Origin of the sequence: Rhodococcus sp. MTM3W5.2 (assembly GCF_001984015.1) — a bacterium.
In the GTDB taxonomy this organism is placed as follows: domain Bacteria; phylum Actinomycetota; class Actinomycetes; order Mycobacteriales; family Mycobacteriaceae; genus Rhodococcus_G; species Rhodococcus_G oryzae.
This window is the reverse complement of sequence record NZ_CP019572.1, coordinates 2,334,388-2,358,406: the sequence shown is the minus strand read 5'-3', so window position 1 is coordinate 2,358,406 and position 24,019 is coordinate 2,334,388. Positions and strand designations below refer to the sequence as shown.

At 69.7% G+C, this 24,019-nt stretch carries 26 protein-coding genes; 9 read left to right on the top strand and 17 right to left on the bottom strand.

Translation table 11 applies throughout. From position 1 onward, the window contains the following. Positions 1-14: 14 nt before the first annotated feature. On the bottom strand, positions 15-998 hold the full coding sequence (locus BTZ20_RS10855) for an LLM class F420-dependent oxidoreductase (RefSeq protein WP_189636633.1): 984 nt from the start codon (positions 996-998) through the stop codon (positions 15-17). 164 nt (positions 999-1,162) lie between these two features. Here BTZ20_RS10855 and BTZ20_RS10850 point away from each other — a divergent pair, with 164 nt between their 5' ends. Further along, positions 1,163-1,849 carry a pyridoxamine 5'-phosphate oxidase family protein gene (locus BTZ20_RS10850; RefSeq protein ID WP_077041368.1) on the top strand — a complete coding sequence of 229 codons (687 nt, stop codon included), beginning with the start codon at positions 1,163-1,165 and terminating at the stop codon, positions 1,847-1,849. On the opposite strand, the gene BTZ20_RS10845 is transcribed toward BTZ20_RS10850, so the two are convergent. The 3 genes from BTZ20_RS10845 to BTZ20_RS10835 form a co-directional block, all read right to left on the bottom strand. Beyond that, positions 1,779-2,333, bottom strand: coding sequence for a DinB family protein (locus tag BTZ20_RS10845; protein ID WP_077041367.1), 555 nt, complete (start codon positions 2,331-2,333; stop codon positions 1,779-1,781). The genes BTZ20_RS10850 and BTZ20_RS10845 overlap by 71 nt on opposite strands. Positions 2,334-2,440: 107 nt before the next feature. Next, positions 2,441-3,946, bottom strand: coding sequence for a glycerol-3-phosphate dehydrogenase/oxidase (locus tag BTZ20_RS10840; RefSeq protein ID WP_077041366.1), 1,506 nt, complete (start codon positions 3,944-3,946; stop codon positions 2,441-2,443). A gap of 8 nt (positions 3,947-3,954) precedes the next feature. Then, on the bottom strand, positions 3,955-4,560 hold the full coding sequence (locus tag BTZ20_RS10835; RefSeq protein WP_077041365.1) for a TetR/AcrR family transcriptional regulator: 606 nt from the start codon (positions 4,558-4,560) through the stop codon (positions 3,955-3,957). Between the two features lie 86 nt (positions 4,561-4,646). Here BTZ20_RS10835 and BTZ20_RS10830 point away from each other — a divergent pair, with 86 nt between their 5' ends. Both BTZ20_RS10830 and BTZ20_RS10825 read left to right on the top strand, forming a co-directional pair. Beyond that, positions 4,647-6,227, top strand: coding sequence for an FAD-binding oxidoreductase (locus tag BTZ20_RS10830; RefSeq protein WP_223263779.1), 1,581 nt, complete (start codon positions 4,647-4,649; stop codon positions 6,225-6,227). Then, positions 6,224-7,108, top strand: a complete 885-nt coding sequence (locus tag BTZ20_RS10825) for a diacylglycerol kinase (protein ID WP_077041363.1) — start codon at positions 6,224-6,226, stop codon at positions 7,106-7,108. Before BTZ20_RS10830 ends, BTZ20_RS10825 begins: the two co-directional genes overlap by 4 nt. A 71-nt stretch (positions 7,109-7,179) precedes the next feature. Here the strand turns inward: BTZ20_RS10825 and BTZ20_RS10820 are convergent, their stop codons facing one another. Together BTZ20_RS10820 and BTZ20_RS27220 are read right to left on the bottom strand one after the other, a co-directional pair. Further along, positions 7,180-7,887 carry a PIG-L deacetylase family protein gene (locus BTZ20_RS10820; RefSeq protein ID WP_077041362.1) on the bottom strand — a complete coding sequence of 236 codons (708 nt, stop codon included), beginning with the start codon at positions 7,885-7,887 and terminating at the stop codon, positions 7,180-7,182. A 45-nt stretch (positions 7,888-7,932) separates the two neighbouring features. Continuing rightward, complete coding sequence (locus BTZ20_RS27220) at positions 7,933-8,106, bottom strand: hypothetical protein (protein ID WP_189636632.1); 174 nt, start codon at positions 8,104-8,106, stop codon at positions 7,933-7,935. Between the two features lie 285 nt (positions 8,107-8,391). Here BTZ20_RS27220 and BTZ20_RS10815 point away from each other — a divergent pair, with 285 nt between their 5' ends. Genes BTZ20_RS10815 through BTZ20_RS10805 form a run of 3 tightly spaced genes read left to right on the top strand, consistent with a single transcriptional unit; the run spans position 8,392 to position 10,223 of the window. After that, positions 8,392-8,937, top strand: coding sequence for a biotin transporter BioY (locus BTZ20_RS10815; protein WP_077041361.1), 546 nt, complete (start codon positions 8,392-8,394; stop codon positions 8,935-8,937). 3 nt (positions 8,938-8,940) lie between these two features. Beyond that, complete coding sequence (locus tag BTZ20_RS10810; protein WP_077041360.1) at positions 8,941-9,621, top strand: energy-coupling factor ABC transporter ATP-binding protein; 681 nt, start codon at positions 8,941-8,943, stop codon at positions 9,619-9,621. Then, entirely contained in the window at positions 9,618-10,223 is a 606-nt protein-coding gene (locus BTZ20_RS10805) for an energy-coupling factor transporter transmembrane component T family protein (protein ID WP_077041359.1), read from the top strand. The genes BTZ20_RS10810 and BTZ20_RS10805 overlap by 4 nt, the downstream gene beginning before the upstream one ends. Here BTZ20_RS10805 and pspM read toward each other — a convergent pair. The 5 genes from pspM to pgsA all read right to left on the bottom strand — a co-directional run bounded on the left by pspM (position 10,220) and on the right by pgsA (position 13,722). Then, a complete protein-coding gene (gene pspM, locus BTZ20_RS10800; protein ID WP_223263720.1) occupies positions 10,220-11,071 on the bottom strand; it encodes a phage shock envelope stress response protein PspM in 852 nt (283 codons plus the stop codon). The genes BTZ20_RS10805 and pspM overlap by 4 nt on opposite strands. A gap of 23 nt (positions 11,072-11,094) precedes the next feature. Next, positions 11,095-11,928, bottom strand: a complete 834-nt coding sequence (locus BTZ20_RS10795; protein WP_077041358.1) for a PspA/IM30 family protein — start codon at positions 11,926-11,928, stop codon at positions 11,095-11,097. 186 nt (positions 11,929-12,114) lie between these two features. Next, positions 12,115-12,492, bottom strand: a complete 378-nt coding sequence (locus BTZ20_RS10790; protein WP_077041357.1) for a helix-turn-helix domain-containing protein — start codon at positions 12,490-12,492, stop codon at positions 12,115-12,117. Positions 12,493-12,583: 91 nt separating this feature from the next. After that, a complete protein-coding gene (locus tag BTZ20_RS10785) occupies positions 12,584-13,084 on the bottom strand; it encodes a CinA family protein (protein WP_077041356.1) in 501 nt (166 codons plus the stop codon). Then, positions 13,081-13,722 (bottom strand): CDP-diacylglycerol--glycerol-3-phosphate 3-phosphatidyltransferase, encoded by a 642-nt coding sequence (gene pgsA, locus BTZ20_RS10780; RefSeq protein ID WP_083742919.1) that lies wholly within the window; start codon positions 13,720-13,722, stop codon positions 13,081-13,083. The genes BTZ20_RS10785 and pgsA overlap by 4 nt, the downstream gene beginning before the upstream one ends. Before the next feature lie 147 nt (positions 13,723-13,869). Between pgsA and BTZ20_RS10775 the strand changes: the two genes are divergently transcribed. Next, a complete protein-coding gene (locus BTZ20_RS10775) occupies positions 13,870-14,394 on the top strand; it encodes an amino-acid N-acetyltransferase (RefSeq protein ID WP_077041355.1) in 525 nt (174 codons plus the stop codon). A 33-nt stretch (positions 14,395-14,427) separates the two neighbouring features. Further along, positions 14,428-14,709, top strand: a complete 282-nt coding sequence (locus BTZ20_RS10770; RefSeq protein ID WP_077041354.1) for a YciI family protein — start codon at positions 14,428-14,430, stop codon at positions 14,707-14,709. Positions 14,710-14,790: 81 nt separating this feature from the next. Here BTZ20_RS10770 and BTZ20_RS10765 read toward each other — a convergent pair whose 3' ends face one another. The 3 genes from BTZ20_RS10765 to BTZ20_RS10755 all read right to left on the bottom strand — a co-directional run bounded on the left by BTZ20_RS10765 (position 14,791) and on the right by BTZ20_RS10755 (position 19,309). After that, positions 14,791-15,771, bottom strand: a complete 981-nt coding sequence (locus BTZ20_RS10765) for a TerC family protein (protein WP_077041353.1) — start codon at positions 15,769-15,771, stop codon at positions 14,791-14,793. A gap of 198 nt (positions 15,772-15,969) precedes the next feature. Continuing rightward, the gene (locus BTZ20_RS10760; RefSeq protein ID WP_189636631.1) at positions 15,970-18,624 is read right to left on the bottom strand and encodes a DNA translocase FtsK; all 2,655 of its coding nucleotides are present in this window, start codon (positions 18,622-18,624) and stop codon (positions 15,970-15,972) included. Positions 18,625-18,685: 61 nt separating this feature from the next. Beyond that, complete coding sequence (locus tag BTZ20_RS10755; protein ID WP_077041352.1) at positions 18,686-19,309, bottom strand: TIGR03085 family metal-binding protein; 624 nt, start codon at positions 19,307-19,309, stop codon at positions 18,686-18,688. An 80-nt stretch (positions 19,310-19,389) separates the two neighbouring features. Here BTZ20_RS10755 and BTZ20_RS10750 point away from each other — a divergent pair, with 80 nt between their 5' ends. Beyond that, positions 19,390-20,154, top strand: a complete 765-nt coding sequence (locus tag BTZ20_RS10750) for a sulfite exporter TauE/SafE family protein (RefSeq protein WP_083742918.1) — start codon at positions 19,390-19,392, stop codon at positions 20,152-20,154. Between the two features lie 67 nt (positions 20,155-20,221). On the opposite strand, the gene BTZ20_RS10745 is transcribed toward BTZ20_RS10750, so the two are convergent. From BTZ20_RS10745 to thyX, 3 genes are all read right to left on the bottom strand, one after another. Beyond that, positions 20,222-22,339, bottom strand: coding sequence for a ribonuclease J (locus BTZ20_RS10745; RefSeq protein ID WP_317616087.1), 2,118 nt, complete (start codon positions 22,337-22,339; stop codon positions 20,222-20,224). Continuing rightward, positions 22,251-23,156 carry a 4-hydroxy-tetrahydrodipicolinate synthase gene (gene dapA / locus BTZ20_RS10740; protein ID WP_077041350.1) on the bottom strand — a complete coding sequence of 302 codons (906 nt, stop codon included), beginning with the start codon at positions 23,154-23,156 and terminating at the stop codon, positions 22,251-22,253. The genes BTZ20_RS10745 and dapA overlap by 89 nt, the downstream gene beginning before the upstream one ends. Positions 23,157-23,223: 67 nt before the next feature. Continuing rightward, the gene (gene thyX / locus BTZ20_RS10735; RefSeq protein WP_077041349.1) at positions 23,224-23,976 is read right to left on the bottom strand and encodes an FAD-dependent thymidylate synthase; all 753 of its coding nucleotides are present in this window, start codon (positions 23,974-23,976) and stop codon (positions 23,224-23,226) included. Positions 23,977-24,019: the final 43 nt, after the last annotated feature.

The following is a 24,019-nucleotide window of genomic DNA, read 5'->3' as shown; positions in this document are numbered from 1 at the left end:
CCGCTCGCCTCCTCCTAGCGGCGCACCAACCCGCCCAGGGTCCGGCCCGCCAGCTCGACGATGCCCGGCTCGTGACCGTTCGCGACCAGATTGATGATGACGCCGTCGATCCCGCGATCGAGGACCCGCGACGCGATCTGCTCGGCCACGTCGTCGGGATCGCCGACGAACTGCCGGTCCGTCGCGGCGGCGCGCCCGTCCTCGTCGAGCGCGCTCAGGTCGATGCCGCGGGCGAGCAGGAAGTCGCGTTGTAGCCGGCGGGCGCGATCGCCGTCCTCGTCGATCATCACGAACGCCAGGAAGCTCGTCTCCAGCGTGCTGCGGTCCCGGCCGATCTCCGCGCAGCGCGCCTCGAGCGCGTCGAGTTTGCGGGGCAGCTCGGATGCGTTGCAGATGACATTGAGATGGTCGGCGAACCGGGCGGCGTACGCGAAGGTCTTCTTCTCGCCGCTGCCGCCGATCAGGATGGGCAGATCGTCGCGGACCCGCGGTTCGTTGATCGCACCCTCGGTCCGGTACCACTTGCCCTCGAACGTCGGACGCTGACCGCGCAGCATCGGCACGATGATCTCCAACGCCTCGCCTAGCCGCTCGAAGCGATCGGTGAAAGTGCCGAACTCATAACCGAACTGGCGGTGTTCGAGCTCGAACCAGCCGGCGCCGATGCCCAGCACGGCCCGCCCGCCGCTGACCACGTCCAGGGTCGTCACCGTCTTGGCGAGCATCGGCGGGTTCCGGTAGGTGTTGCCGGTGACGAGCGCCGAGAGCTGGATGCTCTGGGTCGACGCCGCGAGCCCGGCCAGCGCCGTATAGGCCTCGAGCATCGGTTCGTCGGGCTCCCCGATGCCGGGCAGCTGATAGAAGTGGTCCATCACGAATGCGGTATCGAATCCGGCCGCCTCGGCCTCGCGGGCCTGGGCGATCACGGTGGGGAACAGCTCCCGCACCGACCGCGAGTAGCTGAAGTTGGGCATCTGATATCCGAGTCGAATGCTCACGAACTCCGACGCTACTCCCGGCGGGCCCGGCACGCGCGGCATCGAGGCGGGCCACCCCAAGGGTGGCGGATCGTCACCCCAGGGTCGGTGGTGGCGGACCCTGGCCGGACAGATCATGAGGGTGATCGCTTCGCACCACATGCCTCGGCTCCAGGAGAACCACGATGTCCAGCGCCGAACTCCCGGCGAACGGCACCAACGGCGAGCGGGAGATGCAGGACGAGTTGGCGACCTCGTTCCGCGCCGACCGCTTCTACGCCCGCCAGATGTGCGCCCGCCTGAACCCCGCGATGATCGAGTTCATCGCGAGAATGGACCTGGTGTTCATCGGCACGGCCGCGTCGGACGGCACCTGCGACGTGTCGCTGCGGGCAGGCCCACCGGGTTTCGTCCAGGTCTTCGCCGCGGACCTCATCGGATATCCCGAGTACCAGGGCAACGGGGTGATGGCCAGCCTGGGCAATATCGTCGAGAACCCGCACATCGGGCTGTTCATGGCGGATTTCGTCACCGATCTGATCGGTCTGCACGTCAACGGCACGGCGCGGATCGTCACCGATGACGAGGTGCGCCGCGCGCACCCGGACCTCCCGACGGAGCGGGTACGCGGCCGCCGCGCGGAGCGCTGGGTTCTCGTGCACGTCGAGGAGGCATACATCCACTGCCGCAAGCACATCCCCCGGTTGGTGCCTGTCGACCGGGTCCGCTGGTGGGGCACCCACGACGCGGAGCACAAGGGCGGCGACTACTTCGGAGTCGCCGCCGAGCGCGACCTCCCCGTTAGAACTCCATGCCGGCGTCGGCCCCCATCTGCATGGTGGTGTTCCCGCCGTCGAGCGACTCGCGGATGATGTCCGCGTGACCCGAGTGCTGCGCGGTCTCCCGGAGGATGTGCAGCAGGATCTTTCGGGCCGTCCACCACTCGCGCTCGGGGGCCCACGGCGCGGTCGGCATCGGGATGAGCACGCCCAGGTCCGGCAACCCCGACACCGCGGCCTCCGTCGCGCGCGCGACCGCCGCGTAGTCCTCGAGCAGCGAGGCCAGGGTCTCGTCCTCGCCCACGGTCCACGCCGCGGTGGCGGTCTCCATGTCGAACTCGGCGTTCTCGTCGGGCTCGAGCAGCGTCTCGATCCAGTGCCGTTCCGTGGCGGCCACGTGCTTGACGAGGGCCATCAGGGTGAGTTCACTCGCCGTGGACCGGGTCCGCGCCTGTGCGTCGTCGAGTCCCCGAAACGTGATGAGGAAGGTCTGGCGCTGGTCGGCCAGCATCGCCAGGATGTCGGCGTGCTCTCCGGTGACGGTGGCCTGTGCGGCGGCGTTCTGAACGGTGCTCATGTGATCGGCCTTCCCTTGTCTGTTGGTAGGGATGACGCTACGAGCAATTGCGGTCAGAAACGGTCCTCAATTACCGGTGTCGGGGAAAAACCCGTAGATCCGCCCCGTCAGCCGTTCAGCGCGGCCTCGGCCGCCTGCGTCGCGCGTTCGCGATCCGCGGGCACCAGCCCGATCCGGGTCCGCCGGTCCAGCAGGTCGTCGACGTCGAGGGCCCCCTCGTGGCTGACCGCGAAGGCCAGCTCGGCGTGCGTGACGTCGATGCCCTCGGCGATCGGGGCGAGCTCGCCCGCCGCCGCCACCTGCGCCGACTCGTTGCCGTAGCGGGCGACGAGCGAGGCGGGCAGGTCGCCCGTGACCGGCCCCGCGCCGACCACCGGGAGCTTCTTGGTCACACACGGTCCCGCCACGAGACCACCCGCGCGGATGGCCGCGTCGACCGCGTCCTGCGCCATCTTCCGATAGGTGGTCAGCTTGCCGCCGACCACGCTGATGACGCCGTTCGACGACCGGAGCACCGCGTGGTTGCGTGAGAGATCGGCGGTGGAGCCCTCCCCGGTGTCGAGCAGCGGCCGCAGACCCGAATAGGTGGCCAGCACGTCCGCCCTGGTCAGCGGCGTCCCCAGTGCGGTGTTCACCGTGTCGAGCAGGAAGTCGATCTCGAAGTCCGCGGCCTGCGGCACGTCGGGGATCTCGCCCTCGATCGCCTCGTCGGTGAGGCCGAGGTAGACCCGCCCGAGCTGCGCGGGCAGCGCGAACACGAATCGGTTGGTCTCGCCAGGGATCGGCACCGTCAGCGCGGCGGTGGGATTCCCCAGCGCCTGCGCAGGCAACACCAGGTGAGTGCCCCGGCTCGGCTTCAGACGGATGTCGGGATCGACCTGTCCGGCCCAGACCCCCGCCGCGTTCACCACCGCGCGCGCCCGGATCGTCAGTTCCTCGCCGGTCTGCTCATCGCGCAGCCGCGCCGAGGTACCGGTCACGTCGTACGCGCCCACCCGGGTCAGTACGGTGGCACCGTGCTGCGCTGCGGTGCGCGCGATGGCCACCACCAGCCTGGCATCGTCGATCAGCTGACCGTCGAACGCCAGCAGCCCACCGCGCAGGCCGTCCCGCCGGACCGCGGGCGCGAGCTCCGCGGCGCGATCGGCGGACACCCGGCGCGAGCGCGGCAGCACCTTCGTCGACGTGCGGGCCGTCGCCCGCAGCACGTCGCCCGCCAGGAATCCGGTTCGCACCAGGGTCTTCTCGAAGGCCCCGACCGACGGCAGCAGCGGCACGAGCTGCGGCATCGCCCGGACCAGGTGCGGCGCTGTGCTCGTCATCAGGATCCCGCGCTCGACGGCGCTTTCCCGCGCGATGCCGACATTTCCCGACGCCAGGTAGCGCAACCCGCCGTGGGCGAGCTTGGAGCTCCACCGGCTCGTCCCGAACGCCAGGTCGTGCTTGTCCACGAGCACCACCCGCAGGCCGCGCGAGGCCGCATCGAGGGCGGTACCCACACCGGTGATGCCGCCGCCGACGACGAGCACGTCCACCGCGGTCCCGTCGCCGAGCCCGGACAGTTCCCGGCTGCGCCGGTCCGCGTTCAGCGCCGACTTCGATTGCTGGTTCACCGTTGCTCCTATGTGAGGGGTGGTCTGAGGTACGCGTCGACCGCGTGCGTGAGCTCCGCGATCAGCGCCTTCGGCGGCAGGATCTCCGCGACCATGCCGGCGGACTGCACGGCCGACTGCGCCATCAGCAGGATCATGGTGGCGATACCGGTGGCATCGCCCGCGCGGATCGAGCCGTCGTGTTGGCCGACAAGAACGACCGGGGTGAGCGTCTCGACGATCGCCCGCTGGCTCGCCCCGAGCCGGTCGACGATGTAGGTGATGAGCAGTTCCGGGTCCGAGCGCAGGATCTTGACGAACAGCGGATGGGTCCGCACCGTCTCAGCGGTCTCCGCCACGCCGCGTACCAACTGCTCACGCGCAACCCCCGACCCGGACATCTCCGGCAGCGCCTGCTCGATCTCCCTGGTCAGCAGGTCCGCGACGACCGCCTTGGTGTCGGGCCAGCGGCGGTACACGGTGGGTCGGCTCACCCCCGCGCGACGGGCGATCTCGGCCAGGGTGGTCCGCCTGAGGCCAAACTCCAGCACACAGGCACGGGTTGCGTCGAGAATGAGGTCGTCGACGGTGGGCGCTGCGGCTGCAGTCTGCGGATCAGCGTTACGGATAGACATCGTATGTAACACTGTAACGCATGTCCGACACCGCAGCTCCGCAATCAGCCTCCACTCCGCAGTTCCCCGACACCGCGGCACCCACCATGGAGTGGGACGCCTGGGGAGTCGCCGAGTTCCGCAAGCAACTCTCGCCGCAGGTGCTCACCCTGCTCCGTTCCGCACTCGGCGTCAGCGCCGAGCAGTCGCCGCCGCCCGAGGAGTCGGCCGCGGTGCTGCGCCCGACCGACCTGACCGATGGCCACCACACCGACCTCGCCGAGCTGATCGGCTCCGAGCACGTGCGCACCGACGACGCGACGCGACTCCGCCATGCAGGCGGCAAGAGCACGCCGGACCTGTTGCGCCGCAAGGACACCGAGCCGCAGGATGCCCCCGACGCGGTGGTCCTGCCCGGCTCGCACGACGAGGTGCTCGCCCTGCTGCGGTATTGCGCGGCCGAGTCGATCGCGGTGGTGCCCTTCGGCGGCGGCACCAGCGTCGTCGGCGGCGTCGACCCGGCGCGCGGCGGTTTCCACGAGGTGATCGCTCTCGACCTGCGCTGCCTGGACGCCCTGCTCGAGCTCGACACCGTGTCCGGCATCGCGACGCTGCAGGCCGGCGTCACCGGCCCGCAGGCCGAGCAGCTCCTCGGCACACACGGCTTCTCGCTCGGACACTTCCCGCAGAGCTTCCAGTTCGCCACGATCGGCGGGTTCGCCGCGACCAGGTCCTCCGGCCAGGCCTCCGCCGGTTACGGCCGCTTCGACGACATGGTCCAGCGGATCCGGGTCGCCACCCCCACCGGCGACCTCGACCTCGGTCGGGCGCCCGCGTCCGCCGCCGGACCGGACCTGCGCGAGCTGTTCGTCGGGTCGGAGGGCGCGTTCGGGATCATCACCGAGGTCGCCGTTCGCGTGCACCCGATTCCCGAGACCACCGCCTACCGGGCCTGGTCGTTCCCCGATTTCGAGACCGGCGCGGCCGCGCTGCGCACGGTGATCCAGACCGGCGCGACCCCGACCGTGATGCGGCTGTCCGACGAGGCGGAGACCGGCCTCAATCTGGCGCTGGCGGGCGACGTCGGCGGCGAGAGCCCCGCGGCGGGCTGCCTGGCGATCACCACCTTCGAGGGCACCGCGGCGCACGTGGAGTCCCGGCACGCCGAGGCGTGCGCGCTGCTCGCCGCCGCGGGCGGTACCGACCTGGGCGAGCTGCCGGCCAGGTCATGGGAGCACGGCCGCTACGACGCGCCGTACCTGCGCGATGCGCTGCTCAACGCGGGCGCCATCGTGGAGACACTGGAGACGGCCACCACCTGGTCGAACCTGTCGAACCTGCGTACCGCCGTCACCACCGCGCTCACCGAATCGCTGACCGCACAGGGCACTCCGGCGTTGGTGATGTGCCACATCTCGCACACCTACCCCACCGGCGCCTCCCTCTACTTCACCGTGGTCTGCGCACAGACCGCCGATCCGCTGCCCCAGTGGGCGGCGGCGAAGAAGGCCGCTGGCGACGCGATCGTCTCCGTCGGCGCCACCATCACCCACCACCACGCCGTCGGGCGCGATCACCGTCCGTGGATGTCGAATGAGGTCGGCGAGCTGGGCGGACGGGTGCTCCAGGCAGTCAAGGACGCCGTTGATCCCACCGGAATCCTCAACCCTGGCAAGCTGATTCCATGAGATCAGTCACGGTTCTGACGAACCCCGCCGCAGGCAACGGCCACGCCCCTGAGGCCGCCGCGGCCGCGATCGCCCGGCTCCGCGAGCTCGGCGTCCAGGTCACCGAGATCGAGGGAGACTCCGCGGCCGAGGCGCTCGAGCTGGCACGGAAGGCGGTTGCCGACGGCACCGACGCGTTGGTCGCGGCCGGCGGCGACGGGCTGATCAGCATCGCCTGGCAGGCCCTTGCCCAGAGCGGCATCCCGCTCGGCATCATCCCCGGCGGCACCGGCAACGACCACGCCCGGCTGTTCCACATCCCGGTCGACGACCCGGCCGCCGCCGCCGATGTCATCGCCCGCGGCACCACCGAGACCATCGATCTCGGCAAGATCGGCGACCGCTGGTTCGGCACCGTGCTCTCCAGCGGCTTCGACTCGCTGGTCACCGACCGCGCGAACCGGCTGCGGTGGCCCCGCGGGCCGATGCGCTACAACGTCGCGATGCTCGTCGAGCTGGCGCAGCTGCGCCCGATCCCCTACCGGATCGTGCTCGACGACCAGACGATCGAGCTGGACGCGGCGATGGTCACGGTCGGCAACGGCACCTCGTACGGCGGCGGCATGCTGATCACCCCGAACGCGGAGGTCACCGACGGACTGCTGGACGTCACCGTGGTGGCGGCCGGGAGCCGGTTGCGGCTGGTGCGCCTGTTCCCGACGGTCTACAAGGGCACCCACGTCGACCTGGACGAGGTGCAGACGTTCCGGTCCCGCCGGGTGCGGCTCGAGGCGGCGGGCATCACCGCATACGCCGACGGCGAGCGGGTCGCCCCTCTGCCGATCGACATCGAGGCGGTTCCCGGCGCCGGATCCGTCATCGTCGGGGCGCCGGTCCGCTGACGGTCCGGTCGTAGCGCTCGCCGAGGTGGGCGGTCCATTCCGCCTCCACCTCGGCGAGCGCATCGAGGCCGTCAGAACTGGTACAGCTCGAACCCGACGGCACGATCGGCCGCGAAACCGTCCCTCGGACCTGTCGCCATCTCGATCTGCGCCCGCGCCTGGTCCAGTACCGGGACGTCGCTGAGCGCCTGCAGGTACCGGCTGTGTTCGGCGAGCGACGCCACCGCGGTGTCGACCGTGCCGCTGACGTCGACGGCGTGCGTGGCCCCGACCATGACATTGACCGCCACCCACCGCACGCCCGACCACCGCAGTTCGGTGAGCTCGGGAAAGATCCACTCGTTGGCCGCGTCGGACACCGCGTCGAGCACGCTCTGCCCGAGCGCCCGATGGTCGGCGCTGTTGAGGAAGCCCGGCCCCCAGGTCTCGCGATAGTTCATGGTGAGCACGAACTCGGGCCGATGCCGCCGGATCGCCGCCGCCAGATCGCGTCGAAGGTCCAGCCCCTCCTGGAGCGTGCCGTCCCGGTGACCCAGGAATTCGACCTCACTGACACCGACGACTGCCGCCGAGCGGCGTTCCTCCTCCTCGCGCAGCGGCCCGCACTCGGCGGGCGGCAGGCCCGCGATGCCCGCCTCGCCGCTGGTCGCGAGGACATACCGGATGTCCTTACCCTGTCCGGTCCAGCGGGCCACCGCCGCGGCGGCCCCGTACTCGATGTCGTCGGGGTGGGCGACGATGACGACGCCCCGCTTCCAGTCCTCGGGAATCGGCTCCATGCGCCTCAGCATGCCCGGCCCCGAGCGGTACCGCGCGGCGCCGCGCTAGAGCCGGGTGACGTCCTTCGCATCGCTGTCGGACATCGCCTTGAAGAGCAGGTACAGGCCGAACACCACCGCACCGACGACCAGAACCCAGAACAGCCCCTTGACCAGCGCGCCGACCACGGCGAGCGCGATCCAGACGAGAGCGACAATACCTACGATCTTCCAGAACACCGGGGTCTCCGTTCACTCGATCCGACCGCCGCATTTGACGGCCCGATGCGTCCAGCCTGGCAGGGATCGATCAGAAAAGCACCAGCTCAGAGGCAAGATCAGGGAAAGATCAGGGTGATCCCTTAGTGTGCCGAGGTCGCGGCGGTCCGGGTGAACCACCGCAGGTCCTCACCGCTGGCATAGGCTCAGCGGGTTGTCCCCGTACTCGCAAGGAGCTCGACCGCTCGTGTCTACACGCACCGCAGGCGCCCCCGCAACACCGCTCGTGACCTCGCCCAGGTCGCGGTGTTCGCCGCCCTGATCATCGCCCTCGGGCTGCCCGGCACGATCACCATCGGTTCCTCCGGCGTCCCCATCACGCTGCAGACGCTGGGCGTGATGGTCGCGGGCGCGCTGCTGGGACCCCGCAAGGGCGTCCTGACCGTGCTCACCGTCATCGTGCTCGGCCTGGCCCTGCCCGTGCTCGCGGGCGGCCGGACGTCGCTCACCTCCCTCTCCAGCGTCACCGGTGGATTCCTCATCGGCTGGATTCCCGCGGTTGCGCTGATCGGCTGGCTCACGGTCAAGATGCTGCCCCGCTACAACGTCTTCATCGGCATCGTCATCAACGTGCTCGGCGGGATCGTGGTGATCTACGCCTTCGGCATCGCGGGCATGATGCTCCGCAGCGACCTCACCTTCTGGCAGGCGCTGAGCGCCAACGGCACCTTCGTCCCCGGCGACCTCCTCAAGGCCGTCATCGCGGCGGTCGTGGCCGCCCAGGTGCATCGCGCCTACCCGGCGCTGCTGACGTCGGCGGCACCCGCCCGCACGCCCGCCGACGCCGTCTAGTCGATGCCCGAGATCCGCTTCGAGTCCGTCGCTCACCACTACGGTGAGCGCGCCGTGCTCTCGGATGTCGATCTGGTCCTCACCGAGGCGCGGATCGGGGTCATCGGCGCGAACGGCAGCGGTAAGTCCACCCTGGCCCGGATGATCAACGGCCTGGTGACACCGAGTGGCGGTCGGGTCACAGTTGACGGCCTCGACACCGCGCGCGAGGGCCGCAAGGTGCGGCGCAAGGTCGGCTTCGTGTTCACCGACCCCGACCACCAGATCATCATGCCGACGGTCGCGGAGGACATCGCGTTCTCCTTGCGCCGCAGCTCGATTCCCGCAGCCGATCGCGCCGCCCGGGTCGCGACGGTGCTCGAGACGTTCGGACTGGCCGGGCACGCAGAGCATCCGACGCATCTGCTCTCCGGGGGCCAGAAGCAGCTGCTCGCCCTCGCCGCGATCATGGTCACCGACCCCGAGCTGATCGTCGCCGACGAGCCGACCACGCTGCTCGACCTGCGTAACACCCGATTGGTGGCCGAGACATTCGCCGCGCTGACCCAGCAGGTGGTCGCGGTGACCCACCAGCTCGACCTGCTCGGCGACTTCGACCGGGTTCTGGTGATCGACTCCGGTCGGGTGGTCGCGGACGGCGCCCCGGACGAGGCGATCGGCTTCTACCGGCGACTGATCGGATGACCACGCTCGGCATCTACCACCCGGGCGCCTCACTGCTGCATCGAGCGCCCGCAGGGGCCAAGCTCGCCGGCCTCGTCGTTGCGCTCATCGCGCTCGCAGCGGCGGTGCGGTCACCCTGGCAACTCATCCCCGCCGCGCTGCTGGTGGCGGCGGGATTCGCGACGGCGCGCATCCCATGGCGGCTCACCCTCGGGCAGCTGCGACCTGCCATCTGGATGCTCCTCTTCGTCGGCGCCTTCCAGGTGATCTTCACCGGTTGGCAGCGCGCGCTCGTGGTGTGCGGGGTGCTGCTGCTGTCCGTGGCGCTCGCCGCCCTGGTCACGCTGACCACCAAGGTCATGGACATGCTGGACGCGGTGGCGCGGATGCTGGCTCCGTTGCGGCGGTTCGGCGTCAACCCGGATCGGGTGGGACTCGTCCTCGCCATGACCATCCGGTGTATCCCCCTGCTCAGCGGCCTCGTCTCCGACGTGACGGAGGCGAGAAAGGCCAGGGGCCTTGGGTTCTCGCTGCGCGCACTCGCGGTACCGGTCGTGGTGGGCGCGTTGCGCACCGCCGACGCGATGGGCGAGGCACTGGCCGCGCGCGGCGTCGACGATTAGGCGCGGTGCCTGCGCCTGATCGCCTCGATCTCCTCGAGCGCCCCGGCCAACCCCTCCAGGCGATCCGACGCCGAAAGCATCTCGGACCGCTGCCTTTCGAGGGCTCCGAGCGAATCGGCCGTGGCGGGCACCGTCATCTTCGCCACGGAGGCGAGGAGCTCCTCGTACTGCTCCACGCCTGCCGACAGGCGGGCAGCTGTGGCCTCGATCGCGCCGCCGAGCTGCAGCCCCGCCGTCGTCGAACCCGCGCGTTCCATCGCGATGACGTCATCGGCCACCGCGAACAGCGCCTCGGCGGCCGACGCCGCGGTATCGCCGATCTGCTCGATGTCCTCCTCCGCGACCACAGCGGACCTGGTGAGCACCCCCAGCAGCTCCTGCAGACCCGTCTGTGCGCCGAGCAGCCGACCAACCGGCTCGCGTGCCGCCGACCCGACCGGTGGCAGTGCCCGTCGCGCCGGGGCGCGCGCGGGCAACGGAATCTCGTTGAGCCGCCGGTAGGTTCGCCATGCGGCGACCGCAGGAACCGCGAACAGCGCGGTGGCGCCGCCGCCCACGATCAGCGACCATTCCGGCGCCGACGCAGCGGCCAGACCCACCGTGCCCACCGCCGAGGCACCCGAGACGGTGCCGTACCGCATCCGACGCCGGTTTGCGCGGCGCCGCCTGCGGAGCAACTTCGCACGGGGATCGGACCATTTCCGCACGGCCGACGCCACCGTCCCGCTCATGGTGCGGGCCGCCTCGGTGGCCGCGACCACACCGGAGGCACCGTTCGCCGCGGCGGTGAAAAAGGCAGCGGCCGAACGGGAATCACTTCCCGCTCGGCCGCGCCTCGAACTCGTCATCTCACCCTCATCGGACCACGCGACTACTGCGCGGCAGGTCCCGCTGCATCGGGATTGGCCGCCGGGGTGGCGGGGGCTGCCGGGGTGGCGGGGGCCGCGGCGGGGGTCGCCGTGCCGCCGGTGGGCAGCGCGTCGCCCTTCATCGAGGCCCGGATCTGCTCGAGCCGGCTGTGCCCTGCCATCTGGACGCTGGCCTGCTGGACCTCCATCATGCGACCCTGCACCGAGTTCTGCGCCAGCTCGGCCGAACCGAGCGCATCCGCGTAGCGACGCTCGATCTTGTCGCGGACCTCGTCCAGGTTCGGGGTGTTGCCCGGTGCGGAGAGCGTGCTGTCCATCGAGCGCAGCGAGTCGCTGACCTTCTCCTGCATCTTGGCCTGCTCGAGCTGGCTGAGCAGCTTGGTCCGCTCGGCGACCTTGGCCTGCAGGGCCATCGCGTTCTGCTCCACGGCCTTCTTCGCCTGGGTGGCGGCCTGCAGCGACTGGTCGTGCAGCGCCTTGAGGTCCTCGACGCCCTGCTCGGCGGTGACGAGCTGCGCGGCGAACGCCTCGGCGGCATTGGTGTACTGGGTGGCCTTCTCGACGTCACCGGCGGTGGCGGCCTGATCCGCAAGCGTGACCGCCTGACGGGCATTGGCGTTGAGCTTCTCCACCTCGTCGAGCTGGCGGCTGAGCTTCATCTCCAGCTGACGCTGGTTACCGATCACCGACGCGGCCTGCTGGGAAAGTGCCTGGTGCTGACGCTGCGCGTCCTCGATCGCCTGCTGAATCTGAACCTTCGGGTCGGCCTTCTCGTCGATCTTCGCATTGAAGAGCGCCATCAGGTACTTCCATGCCTTGACGAACGGATTAGCCATGGGTTGATCCTGCCTCCATTTGATGCGCCGCGCGATGCGCGACCCGATGCGCGACCGTCACGCACCGGAACACGGGCACTGCCCTACATGCTGGTCGGACCCACCAGCCGAGCACTGGTGGTCACACACAAATCTATCGGTTCGGACGACCGCTGGCATCCCCGCCACGGCCCAATTGTCAAGAACTTATGCGGCGGCGAGCGCGGTGGCGTTCGGCGCCGGGATCACCATGCGGGTGTCCTCGGCGATGCGTGGCGAACCGCCTGCCACACCGGGGGTCGCGCTCGCGGGGGCCACGTTCGGGTTCGCAGGGGCGCCCCGATCGGCTGCGGAGTCCGACAGCGACTCGCTGACGTCGTACAGAACCTCGGACAGGGGCACTTCGAGGGCATCGCAAATGGCCGCCAGCAGCTCGCTGGAGGCCTCCTTGCGCCCGCGTTCCACCTCGGAGAGATAGCCCAGGCTCACCCGCGCGGTGCCCGAGACCTCACGCAGGGTTCGGCTCTGCGAGACCCTCGCACGCCGCAGACTGTCACCGATTGCTTCACGCAACAGCACCGCCATGTGGCTCCTCCTTCATCTCCGCCCAACAGCTTGTTCAACGCCCGAGGGTTCCGAAATGGTTCCCGGTGGCCGCGGCTTGAGCAAACCGAGCCTATCCCGCCGCGGCCGCGCGCATGCGGACTAGGAGTGTCGACACGGCCGATCGGACCGCGCCGCTACGAATCGCCCAGCGGTCACCGGCGAGTTCGAGCCGCTCCGCCGAGACCCCGTCGGGCCCGGCGATACCGAGGTAGACCGTGCCGACCGGCTGGCCATCCTGCGGGTCTGGCCCCGCCACACCGGTCAATCCCACACCCCAGTCGGCCCCGCACCGTGCCTGCGCGCCCACCGCCAGCGCCCTGGCCGTGCTCGCGGCGACCGGACCATCCGAGGCCAGCACCACGGGATCGACTCCAGCGAGGCCGGTTTTGAGATCCGTTGCGTACACCACCAGTCCGCCGCGCAGCACCAGGCTCGCGCCCGGAACCCCGGCGATCGTGGCCGCGAGCAGACCCGCGGTGAGCGACTCCGCGGTGGCGACCGTCTGCCCCCGCGAGGTGAGAGCGGACACCAGGTCAGCCGCCTCGGTCCCGGCGACCAGGGGGTCGGTCATTGCCCGGGTTCGTGCGGGTGCACGCCTGCCCTGAGGCGAACCGCCTGGATCACGTAGTCCAGTCCGGTCACGACCGTGAGGAAGACCGCCAGGCCCATCGCGATCGCGCTCACCGCCGCCCAACCGGAGGGCAGCGGCAGCAGGTACATGCCGATGGCCAGGGATTGCACGAGCGTCTTGAGCTTGCCGCCCCGTCCAGCGGGGATCACTCCGTGCCGCAGGACCGCGAAACGCATCAGGGTGATCCCGAGTTCGCGGGCAGCGATGATCGCCGTGACCCACCAGCTGAGATCGCCGAGCACCGACAGCCCCACCAGAGCGGCACCGATCAGGGCCTTGTCGGCGATCGGATCGGCCAGCTTGCCGAAGTCGGTGACCAGTCCGTACTTCCGCGCGAGCTGGCCGTCGATCCGGTCCGTGATCGCGGCGACCGCGAAGACGATCGTGGCGATGATCCGCCAGAAGGTCGAGTGCCCGCCGTCCATGAACAGCGTGACCAGGAAGACAGGGACCAGGAAGATGCGGAGCACCGTGAGGATGTTGGCGATGTTGACCACGGGCACCGGCTTCTCGTGCGGCACGCCGCCGGAGATCGGTGCCACCTCAGTCCCGGCGTCCTTGTGCCCGCCGGACGCCATCTCGTCGTGCGACTGCGCGGTCACCGGGACGCCACCCACGCAGCGCGAGACGCCACCCCGTAGAAGAGGGTTTCGTCGCGGACGCTGTCCAATCGGGCGGGCACATGGCTAAGAATATCGGTTGGCTCCATGACTACTCTTCACCACATGACCTCTGGGCCCATGACCTCCGATCCGGACGCTCCGACCGTCCGCCGCGCACGAACCTCCGACGTGCCGCAGATCAAGCGCCTGATCGACATCTACGCGGGCCGGATCCTGCTCGAGAAGAACCTGGTGACCCTCTACGAGGCCGTTCAGGAGTTCTGGATCGTCGAACTCGACGGCGAGGTGATCGGTTGTGGCGCACTGCATGTCCTGTGGGCCGACCTCGGCGAGGTACGCACGGTCGCCGTCGACCCGAAGGTCAAGGGCCGCGGTATCGGGCACCTCGTGGTCGCGCAGCTCGTCCAGGTCGCGCGCGAGCTCGAACTCGGGCGGGTGTTCGTGCTCACCTTCGAGGTCGACTTCTTCGGCAAGCACGGTTTCGTCGAGATCGAGGGGACCCCGGTGACCGCGGAGGTGTTCGGCGAGATGTGCCGGTCCTACGACACCGGCGTGGCGGAGTTCCTCGACCTGAGCTACGTGAAGCCGAACACGCTCGGCAACACCCGCATGCTCCTCACCCTCTAGAACCCGCCCACCCCCTCCCGAAAGCGAGCCCCCATGCCCATCGTCGCCGTCGAGTACACCTACAGCGAGGCAACCGCCGCCGCAAGGGACGAGATCCGGCCCGACCACCGCGCGTGGCTGTCCGGACTGGTCGAGCGCGGCGCCGTGCTGACAACGGGACCGTTCGCGGACGGCAGCGGCGCACTGATCCTGGCGACGGCCGAGGACGTCGCGGCCGTGCGCTCGCTCTTCACGAACGACCCCTTCGCCAAGGCCGGCCTCGTCGAGGCCGCACGGTTCACCGAATGGACGCCGGTGATGGGCGCCTTCTCCTGATGCGGCTGCGCCGCGGTGGTGCGGTCACGAGCCCTTGGGTTCCGTGACCGCACCACCGCGGCGTCAGCGTATTGCTCGGCCTTACTTGGCGGCGGTGTTGCGGGTCTTGAGCAGGCTCGCCACCGCGGTCACCACCAGCACACCGAGGATCACGAGCAGCGAGAATCCCGTGGAGATCACGGGGACGCTCACGGGCTCGCCGCCGTTGATGAACGGCAGGGTGTTCTCGTGCAGCGCGTGCAGCACCAGCTTCACGCCGATGAACGCGAGGATGATCGAGAGGCCATAGGACAGGTACACGAGCCGCTCGAGCAGCCCGCCGATCAGGAAGTACAGCTGCCGCAGGCCCATCAGCGCGAACGCGTTCGCGGTGAACACGATGTACGGCTCCTTGGTGAGGCCGTAGATCGCCGGGATGGAATCGAGCGCGAACAGGATGTCGGTGAACCCGATCGCGACGAGAGCCAGGAACAGCGGCGTGACCAGACGCTTGCCGTCGATCTTGGTGGTCAGCCGGTCGCCGTCGAACTCCTCGGTAGTCGGCAGGAAGCGCTTGGCCATCGCGATGATCTTGCTCTCGCGTTCCTCCTCGACCTCCGCCTCGTGACCGGCCTCGCGGATCAGCTTGTACGCGGTGTAGACGAGGAAAATGCCGAACAGGTAGAAGACCCAGCTGTACGCGTTGATCGCCGCGGCGCCGACGGCGATGAAGGCGCCGCGCATCACCAGGGCCATCACGATGCCGATCAACAGCACCTTCTGCTGGTACTGACGGGGAATCGCGAAGGTCGACATGATGATGACGAACACGAACAGGTTGTCGACCGAGAGGGCCTTCTCGGTGACGTACCCGGCGAAATACTCACCGCCGTAGGTGCCGCCCCAGCCCCAGATGATCACGAAGCCGAACAGGATCGCGATACCGATGTAGACGGCCGACCAGAAGGCGGATTCGCGGAAGGTGGGCTCGTGGGGGGTGCGCACGTGCGCGAAGAAGTCGAATACGAAGAGCCCCAGGATCACCAAGATGGTGACGATCCAGATGAGCGGTGTGACATGCATCAGCCAACGACCTCCGGTTGCCGATAGGTAGGGCACCGGAGGTCTCTCCCGCCGACGGTGCAGTCGACCGGCAACCCCGGAGCGGCAATGGTGCCGCTCGTGCTGACGAGGTTGCCACAGGAATGGGGGATACTCCCCTCCAAGGCCCGTTCATTCAACCACAACACGGCCCGCCCGCCGGTCAGGCGCTGGCCCGACTCAGTCCTCCGGCTCGGACTCCGGGTCCCCACCACGGATCGACCACAGCAGCCCGTCCAGCTCGTCCGGCTTGATCAGCACGTCGCGTGCCTTGGAGCCCTCGCTGGGGCCGACCACTCCCCTGGTCTCCATCAGGTCCATCAGTCGACCCGCCTTGGCGAAGCCGACCCGGAGCTTGCGCTGCAGCATGGAGGTCGACCCGAACTGGCTGGTGACCACCAGCTCGACGGCCTGCAGCAGCACGTCCATGTCGTCGCCGATGTCGGGATCGACGTCCTTCTTGTCCGCCGCCTTCGAGGCCGTGACGCCCTCGGTGTACTCGGGCTCGGCCTGATTCTTGGAGAAGTCGACGATCGCGGAGATCTCTTCGTCGGTGATGAAGGCGCCCTGCAGACGAGTCGGCTTGCCTGCCCCCATCGGCAGGAACAGCGCGTCGCCCATACCGATCAGCTTCTCTGCGCCCGGCTGGTCGAGGATGACCCGCGAGTCCGTGAGCGAGGATGTCGCGAACGCAAGGCGGGAGGGCACGTTCGTCTTGATCAGTCCGGTGACCACGTCCACCGACGGGCGCTGGGTGGCGAGCACCAGATGGATGCCCGCAGCGCGCGCCTTCTGCGTGATCCGGACGATCGCCTCCTCCACGTCCCTCGGCGCGGTCATCATCAGGTCCGCCAGCTCGTCGACGATGGCCAGGATGTACGGGTACGGCCGGTACACGCGCTCGCTGCCGAGCGGTGCGGTGATCTCCCCGGAGCGGACCTTCTTGTTGAAGTCGTCGACGTGCCGGACCTTGTTGGCCTGCATGTCCTGGTAGCGCTGCTCCATCTCCTCGACCAGCCACGCCAGCGCGGCCGCCGCCTTCTTCGGCTGGGTGATGATCGGCGTGATCAGGTGCGGGATGCCCTCGTACGGGGTCAGTTCGACCATCTTCGGGTCGATCAGGATCATCCGCACCTCGTCCGGGGTGGCCCTGGCGAGCAGGGAGACCAGCATGGAGTTCACGAAGCTGGACTTACCGGAGCCCGTCGAACCCGCCACCAGCAGGTGCGGCATCTTCGCCAGGTTGGCGCTGACGAAATTGCCCTCGATGTCCTTGCCGAGACCGATCACCAACGGGTGGTGATCCTTCCGGGTCGACGGCGCCGACAGCACGTCCGCCAGGCGCACCATCTCCCGGTCCGAGTTCGGTACCTCGATGCCCACCGCGGACTTGCCGGGGATCGGCGCAAGCAACCGGACGTTGTCGGTCGCAACGGCATACGCGATGTTGCGGGCCAGGGCGGTGATCTTCTCGACCTTGACGCCGGGGCCGAGCTCCACCTCGTATCGGGTGACCGTCGGTCCGCGGGTGAAACCCGTGACCGCGGCGTCGATCTTGAACTGCTCGAGCACCTCGGTGATGGCCTCGATCATGGTGTCGTTGGCCGAGCTGCGGGTCTTCGGCGGATCGCCCTCGATCAGCAGCGACGTCGGCGGCAACGTGTAATCGCCCTCGATGACACGGTCCGGGATCAGCATCGCGGGCGTCGTGTCCTCGGCCGCGGCCGGGGCGGGGGTCGGCTTCGGCTTCGGTCGCGGTCGGGCAGGGGGCGCAGGCGCGGCGGGCGGCGCCGCGATGACCTCGGTGACCGCCTCGTTCGCGGTCTCCTCGACCGGATAGTTCGCGGCGGGCCCCACCCGCTCGTCCACCGGGTAGCCGTCGGCGTCGAACAGGGTCGGGTCGAAGTCAGACGGGTCCTGGCTCGACCGACGTGATCGGCGCGCCGGACGCAGGTTTCGCAGGTCCTCGAGGTCGTCGTACCCCTGCTCGTCGTGGTCGTAGCCGTCCTCCGGGTCGTACGGCTCGTACTCGTCGGCGTGACCGTGCACGCCGAACAGCGCCCTCAGCCGTTCCGGCACCTCACGGACGGTGGTGCCGGTGACCAGCAGGACCCCGAACCCCATCGCCAGGATCAGCAGCGGGATCGAGAGCCACATGGTGAGGCCGTCGGTCAGCGGTCCACCGATGACGTACCCGAGGAACCCCGCCGCCCCGGCCCTGCCCTCCGCATCGACGGGCGCCCCGCTGATGACGTGCCACACCCCAAGCGCGGGCAAGCCGATCAGCAGCGAACCGAGGATCAACCGTGGCCGGACCTCCGGGTGCGGTTCCGAACGCATCAGCACCACCGCGATCGCGCCCGCGATGATCGGCAGGACCGCGCCCGCGCCACCGAACAGCGCCCGCACCCCGGTCTCGATCCAGTCCCCGACCGGGCCACCGGCGGCGAACCACATGGCGGCCGCGACGATCACGCTGCCCGCGACGAGGCCGAGCGCGATTCCGTCCCTGCGGTGTCCCGGCTCGATGTCGGCGGCCTTGCTGACCGTCCTCGTCGTCGCGCCGACGCCGCGCGCCATCAAGGCCCAGCCGCGGCCCAACCCTCGCCCTGCGGCCTTGAGCGGGCTCACCGGCGCCTTCGCGGCCGGCTTGCGCCTCGCCGCCTGTGCGTTGCTGCGCGGCGCCGTCGGCTTGCGCGGGGTGGTCACCGTCTTGGTGGTCCGGCCGCCCGACCGCGCCTTCGAACCACCCGACGCCGACGATCCCGAGTTCGCGGAGGACCGCGGCGAGGATGACGCGCTCTTGGTAGTTCTGGTCCCGGTCTTACCTGCCATGCACGTCAGGTTAGTCGCTGAGGCCCCATCAGGACCATCCGCAACACCCGCAACAGGGCTTCTAGATGCCGCGATCGAGCGACATCACACCCCGGACGGCCTGATCGGAGCCGGTGGCCTCGAGTCGGACCGCGTCGCGCCCGAAGGCGTGCAGGGCGAGTTCCGCGGGGTCGCCGCGCAGCACCACCGTCTCGCCGCCCGCGCTGCGCACCGTGGCCCGTCCTCCGTCCGGGCGCTCCAGCACGACCGAGCAGGACGCCCCTCGATAAGCGCGCCTGCCCATCCGCCGGGCCAGCGTCCACAGCGGACCCGACCAGGCCGGATCGAGGGTCCGGGGCTCCCAGTCCGGACCACCGCGCCGCACGTCCTCGTGGTGGACGAACATCTCGGCCATGTTCAGCTGCTCGTCGAAGGGCCGCATCAGCGACCACACTGGCGGGCCCGTCCTGATCTGCTCGAGCAGGTCCTCGAAGGATCCGCTGGCGATCGACGCCTGCACCCGCTCGGTGTACCCGGACAGGGCGGAGACCATGATGCCCGCGGCCGCGTCGGGGCGTCGTTCGCGGAGCACCAGGTGGGCAGCCAGATCCCGGACGGTCCACTCGCCGCACAGCGTTGGCGCGTCGGGCCCGAACTCGGCCATCGTGACCACGAGCGCGAGACGCTCGTCATGGGCCAGCTTCATGCCCGCAACGCTACTGCCGCGCGGGCCCGTCCGCGCGCTGACACGCACCCAGTACCGTCCCTCCGGTGCCCATCACCGAGATGATCGTCATCGCCCTCGCCGGATTCGGCGCGGGCGCGATCAACGCCCTCGTCGGCTCGGGAACCCTGATCACCTTTCCCACCCTGGTCGCGTTCGGCTATCCGCCTGTGGTCGCGACGATGTCGAATGCGGTCGGCCTCGTTGCTGGTGGCGTGTCGAGTACCTGGGGATACCGCCGCGAACTCCGTGGCCAGTGGGACCGGCTGCGCTGGCAGATCCCGGCATCGCTGGCGGGAGCGGGCCTCGGCGCCTGGCTGCTGCTACACCTGCCCGAGAAGGCGTTCGTCACGATCGTGCCGGTGCTGTTGGCACTCGCACTTATCCTGGTGGTCGCCGGTCCACGGATCCAGACCTGGGCCCGCGAGCGCGCGGAGGCGCAGGGCCGGAACGCCGAGCACGTCGGGCCTGGTCGGATGGCTGCGCTGACCGCGGGCACCTTCGCGGTCGGGGTGTACGGCGGCTACTTCACGGCCGCACAGGGAATCCTGCTGGTTGGCGTGATGGGCGCCCTGCTGCCGGAGTCGATGCAACGGATGAACGCCGCGAAGAACCTGCTCTCGCTGCTGGTCAACGTCGTCGCCGCCACCGCGTACACCCTGGTGGCCTTCGACCGGATCAGTTGGGCCGCAGCGGGACTCATCGCCGTCGGATCGCTCATCGGTGGAGCCGTCGGCGCCAGGTACGGCCGACACCTGTCCCCGACGGCGCTCCGCGCCGTCATCGTCGTCGTCGGCCTGATCGGACTGTGGCGACTACTGTTCTGACGCCCCGCGCGGGCCGGCCCAGTGATCGAACCGGGCCGGCCGTCACGAGGTGTGGTGGCGCGGCGGGCTAAACGCCGATGACGGTCGGCACGATCATCGGCCGACGCCGGTACTTGTCCGCCACCCAGCGACCGACAACGCGCCGAACCGCCTGTGCGATCCGATGGGTGTCGGTGATGCCCTCGGCCGCGAGTCGGGCGAGCTCCGCCTCGACGAGCACCGCGGCCTCCTTGAGCGCCGCCGGGTCGTCGGAGAAGCCGCGCCCGTGCACCTCGGGGGTGCTGACGGCCTTGCCGGTGTGCGTGTCCACGGCCAGCGAGATCGAGATGAATCCACCCTCGCCGAGCACCAGCCGGTCCGAGAGGGTCGAGTCGCCGACGTCGCCGACGGAGTTCCCGTCCACGTAGACCATGCCGACCGGGACCCGGCCAACGATCTCCGCGAGTCCGTCGACCATGTCCACCACGACGCCGTCCTCGGCGAGCACGATGCGCTCCTCCGGGACACCGGTGGCCTTGGCCAGCGCCGCGTTGGCCCGCAGGTGCCGCCACTCGCCGTGCACGGGCATCGCGTTGGTCGGCCGCACCGCGTTGTACAGATACAGCAGCTCGCCCGCCGAGGCGTGACCGGAGACGTGCACCTTCGCGCTCTGCTGGGTGACGACGGTGGCGCCGCGCTTGGCGAGGCCGTTGACCACCGCGAACACCGAGTTCTCGTTGCCGGGGATCAGCGAGGACGCGAGGACCACGAGGTCGTTCGCGCGGACGTTGATCTGCCGGTGCTCGCCGCGGGCCATCCGGGACAGCGCGGAGAGCGGTTCGCCCTGCGAGCCGGTGGAAATGAGCACCAGCCGGTCGTCGGGCAGGTTCGCCGCGGTGTCGACGTCGACGACGACCCCGTCGGGAACGGACAGATAACCGAGGTCCTGGGCGATCTGCATGTTGCGGACCATGGACCGGCCGACGAATGCGATCCGGCGGTTGTACCGCACCGCGACGTCCACCACCTGCTGGATGCGGTGCACGTGGCTGGCGAACGACGCGACGATGACGCGCTGCTTGGCCTTGCCGATGACGTTGTCCAGGACGCCGCCGATCTCCCGCTCGGGAGTGACGAAGCCGGGCACCTCGGCGTTGGTGGAGTCCACCAGGAACAGGTCGACGCCCTCGTCGCCGAGCCGCGAGAAGCCCGCGAGGTCGGTCAGGCGGCCGTCGAGCGGCAGCTGGTCCAGCTTGATGTCGCCGGTGTGCAGCACGACGCCTGCGTCGGTGCGGATCGCGATGGCGATGGCGTCCGGAATCGAGTGGTTGACGGCGAAGTACTCGCACTCGAACGGGCCGTGCGTGGTGCGCTGACCCTCGATGACCTCGATCAGGTTCGGCCGCTGCCGGTGCTCGCGGCACTTGGCGGCGACCAGCGCGAGGGTGAACTTCGAGCCGATGACCGGCAGGTCCGGGCGCAGGCGCAGCAGGAACGGGATCGCGCCGATGTGGTCCTCGTGACCGTGCGTGAGCACCACGGCCTCGACGTCCGCCATCCGGTCCTCGATGTACGCGAAGTCCGGGAGGATCAGGTCGACGCCGGGCTGCTGGTCCTCGGGGAAGAGGACGCCGCAGTCGACGATGAGGATCTTGCCCTTGTGCTCGAAGACCGTCATGTTGCGGCCGATCTCACCGATGCCGCCGAGCGCGACGACCCGCAGGCCGTTACGGGGCGCCTTCGGCGGGAGGCCGAGCCGTTCGGTCGGGTCGACCCCGACACGGCCGTCCGGGCGCTGCGCGCCGCCCGCGTTCTTGGGCTGCCGCTGCGGACGTCCCGAACCGCCCTGCGAACGGGACTTGGGGGCGTTGCCACCCTGCGACTTGGCGGCGGCGCCGCCCTGGGACTTCGCGCCACCGCGGCGACGCTTGGGTGCCTGCTCCTGCGCCGCCGGTGCCGACTCGGCCGGTGCCTGCTGCTGCGGCTGTTCGGCGGCCGGCGCGGGTGCCTGCTGCTGCTGCGGGGCGGGCGCCTGCTGCTTCGGGGCTGCCTCGGGAGCCGCGGCGGGGGCCGGGGGCCGGCCTGACGGCTGGCGCTGCGACGACGCGGCGGGCGGGTCATGACAGCACCCCTGCCGCGCGCAGGTCGGCCGCGAGGACCTCGACCTGTTCCGGGCTTGGCGGCACCTGTGGCAATCGTGGGTCACCGACGTCGATGCCCTGCAGTCGCAGCCCGGCCTTCGAGGCCGAGACGCCACCGAGCATGCCGAGCGAACGGATCAGCGGGAGCAGGCTCACGTTGATCTCGCGGGCGCGGTCGTTGTCGCCCGCCAGGAACGCATCACGCAGCTCGCGCAGGCGCCCAGGGACGAGGTGACCGATCACGCTGACGAAACCGGTGGCTCCTACGGAGAGCCACGGCAGGTTCAGCGGGTCGTCGCCGGAGAAGAACTGCAGGTCCGTGTTCGCGATCAGCTCCGCGCCCGCGTTCAGGTCGCCCTTCGCGTCCTTGACCGCCAGGATCCTCGGGTGCTCGGCGAGCCGGTAGATCGTCTCTGTCTCGATCGGCACCACCGAGCGCGGCGGGATGTCGTACAGCATCACGGGCAGGTCCGTCGCGTCGGCGACCGCGGTGAAATGCGCCAGCAGGCCTGCCTGCGGCGGCTTCGAGTAGTACGGGGTGACGACGAGCAGTCCGTGCGCACCCGCCCGAGCGGCGTCACGCGCCAGCTCGACGCTGTGTGCGGTGTCGTTGCTGCCCGCGCCCGCGATGATCCGGGCCCGGCTGCCGACGGCGTCGATGACCGCGCGCATCAGCTCGAGCTTCTCGTTCTCCGTGGTGGTGGGAGATTCACCGGTGGTGCCCGCGAGCACCAACCCGTCGCAGCCGCCGTCGACGAGGTGCGTCGCCAGCCGAACGCCCGCATCGACGTCCAGCTTCCCGTCGCCGGTAAACGGGGTCACCATCGCGGTCAGGATGGTGCCGAACGGATGCTCGACGGGGGCGGATTCACCGTTGGTCATGGTCAGAAGGTTACCCGGTGGGCAGGTGAAGATTGAACACCGCAGTGCCCGTGCCGAATCGCCCCGCTCAGTCGCGGTTGTCGAACTCGCTCACCGCGACCTCGGTGCCGTCCGGCAGTGTCGCGATCTCGAAGTCTCCGAACACATTCGGCGCTGCCTCCGTGAGCTGACGAAGGCATTCGATTGCCAGGCTGCGAATCTCCACGTCGGCATGCTCGGAGGCACGCATCGCGATGAAATGCCGCCAGGCGCGGTAGTTGCCGGTGACGACCACCCGGGTCTCGGTCGCATTGGGCAGCACGGACCTCGCCGCCTGCCGAGCCTGGCGCGCCCGCAGGGACCCGTTCGGGACGTGCGCGAGCTTGGCCTCGAGCGCCTCGAGCAGTTCCACGTAGGCGGCGCGGCTGGCATCGGTCGCCGCGATGAACAGCGCTTCGAGCTCGGGGTCGCCGACCACGGCGGGTGGCACCACGACATTGGCGTCCCGCTCGGTGACCGATCGCTGCGAGAGCTGCGAGTACGACAGGTGCCGATGCCGGATCAGCTCGTGCGTGCAGGACCGCGAGATCCCCGTGACGTAGAAGCTCACGCTGCCGTGTTCGAGGACCGACAGGTGCCCGACCTCGAGCAGGTGACGCAGGTAGCCGGCGTTGGTCGCGGTTCGCGGGTTCGGCTTCGACCAACTCTGATAGCAGGCCCGACCGGCGAACTCGACGAGCGCCTCGCCGCCGTCGGCATCGGTCTCCCACGGCACGTCCGCCGGTGGGGCGAACTCCGTCTTCGCGATGAGTTGCACTTTCAGAGACACCGCTTGCCGCACTGCGTTCCTTCCTGGTCCTGCTCGCCCTGCTGAGTCCTGCTCG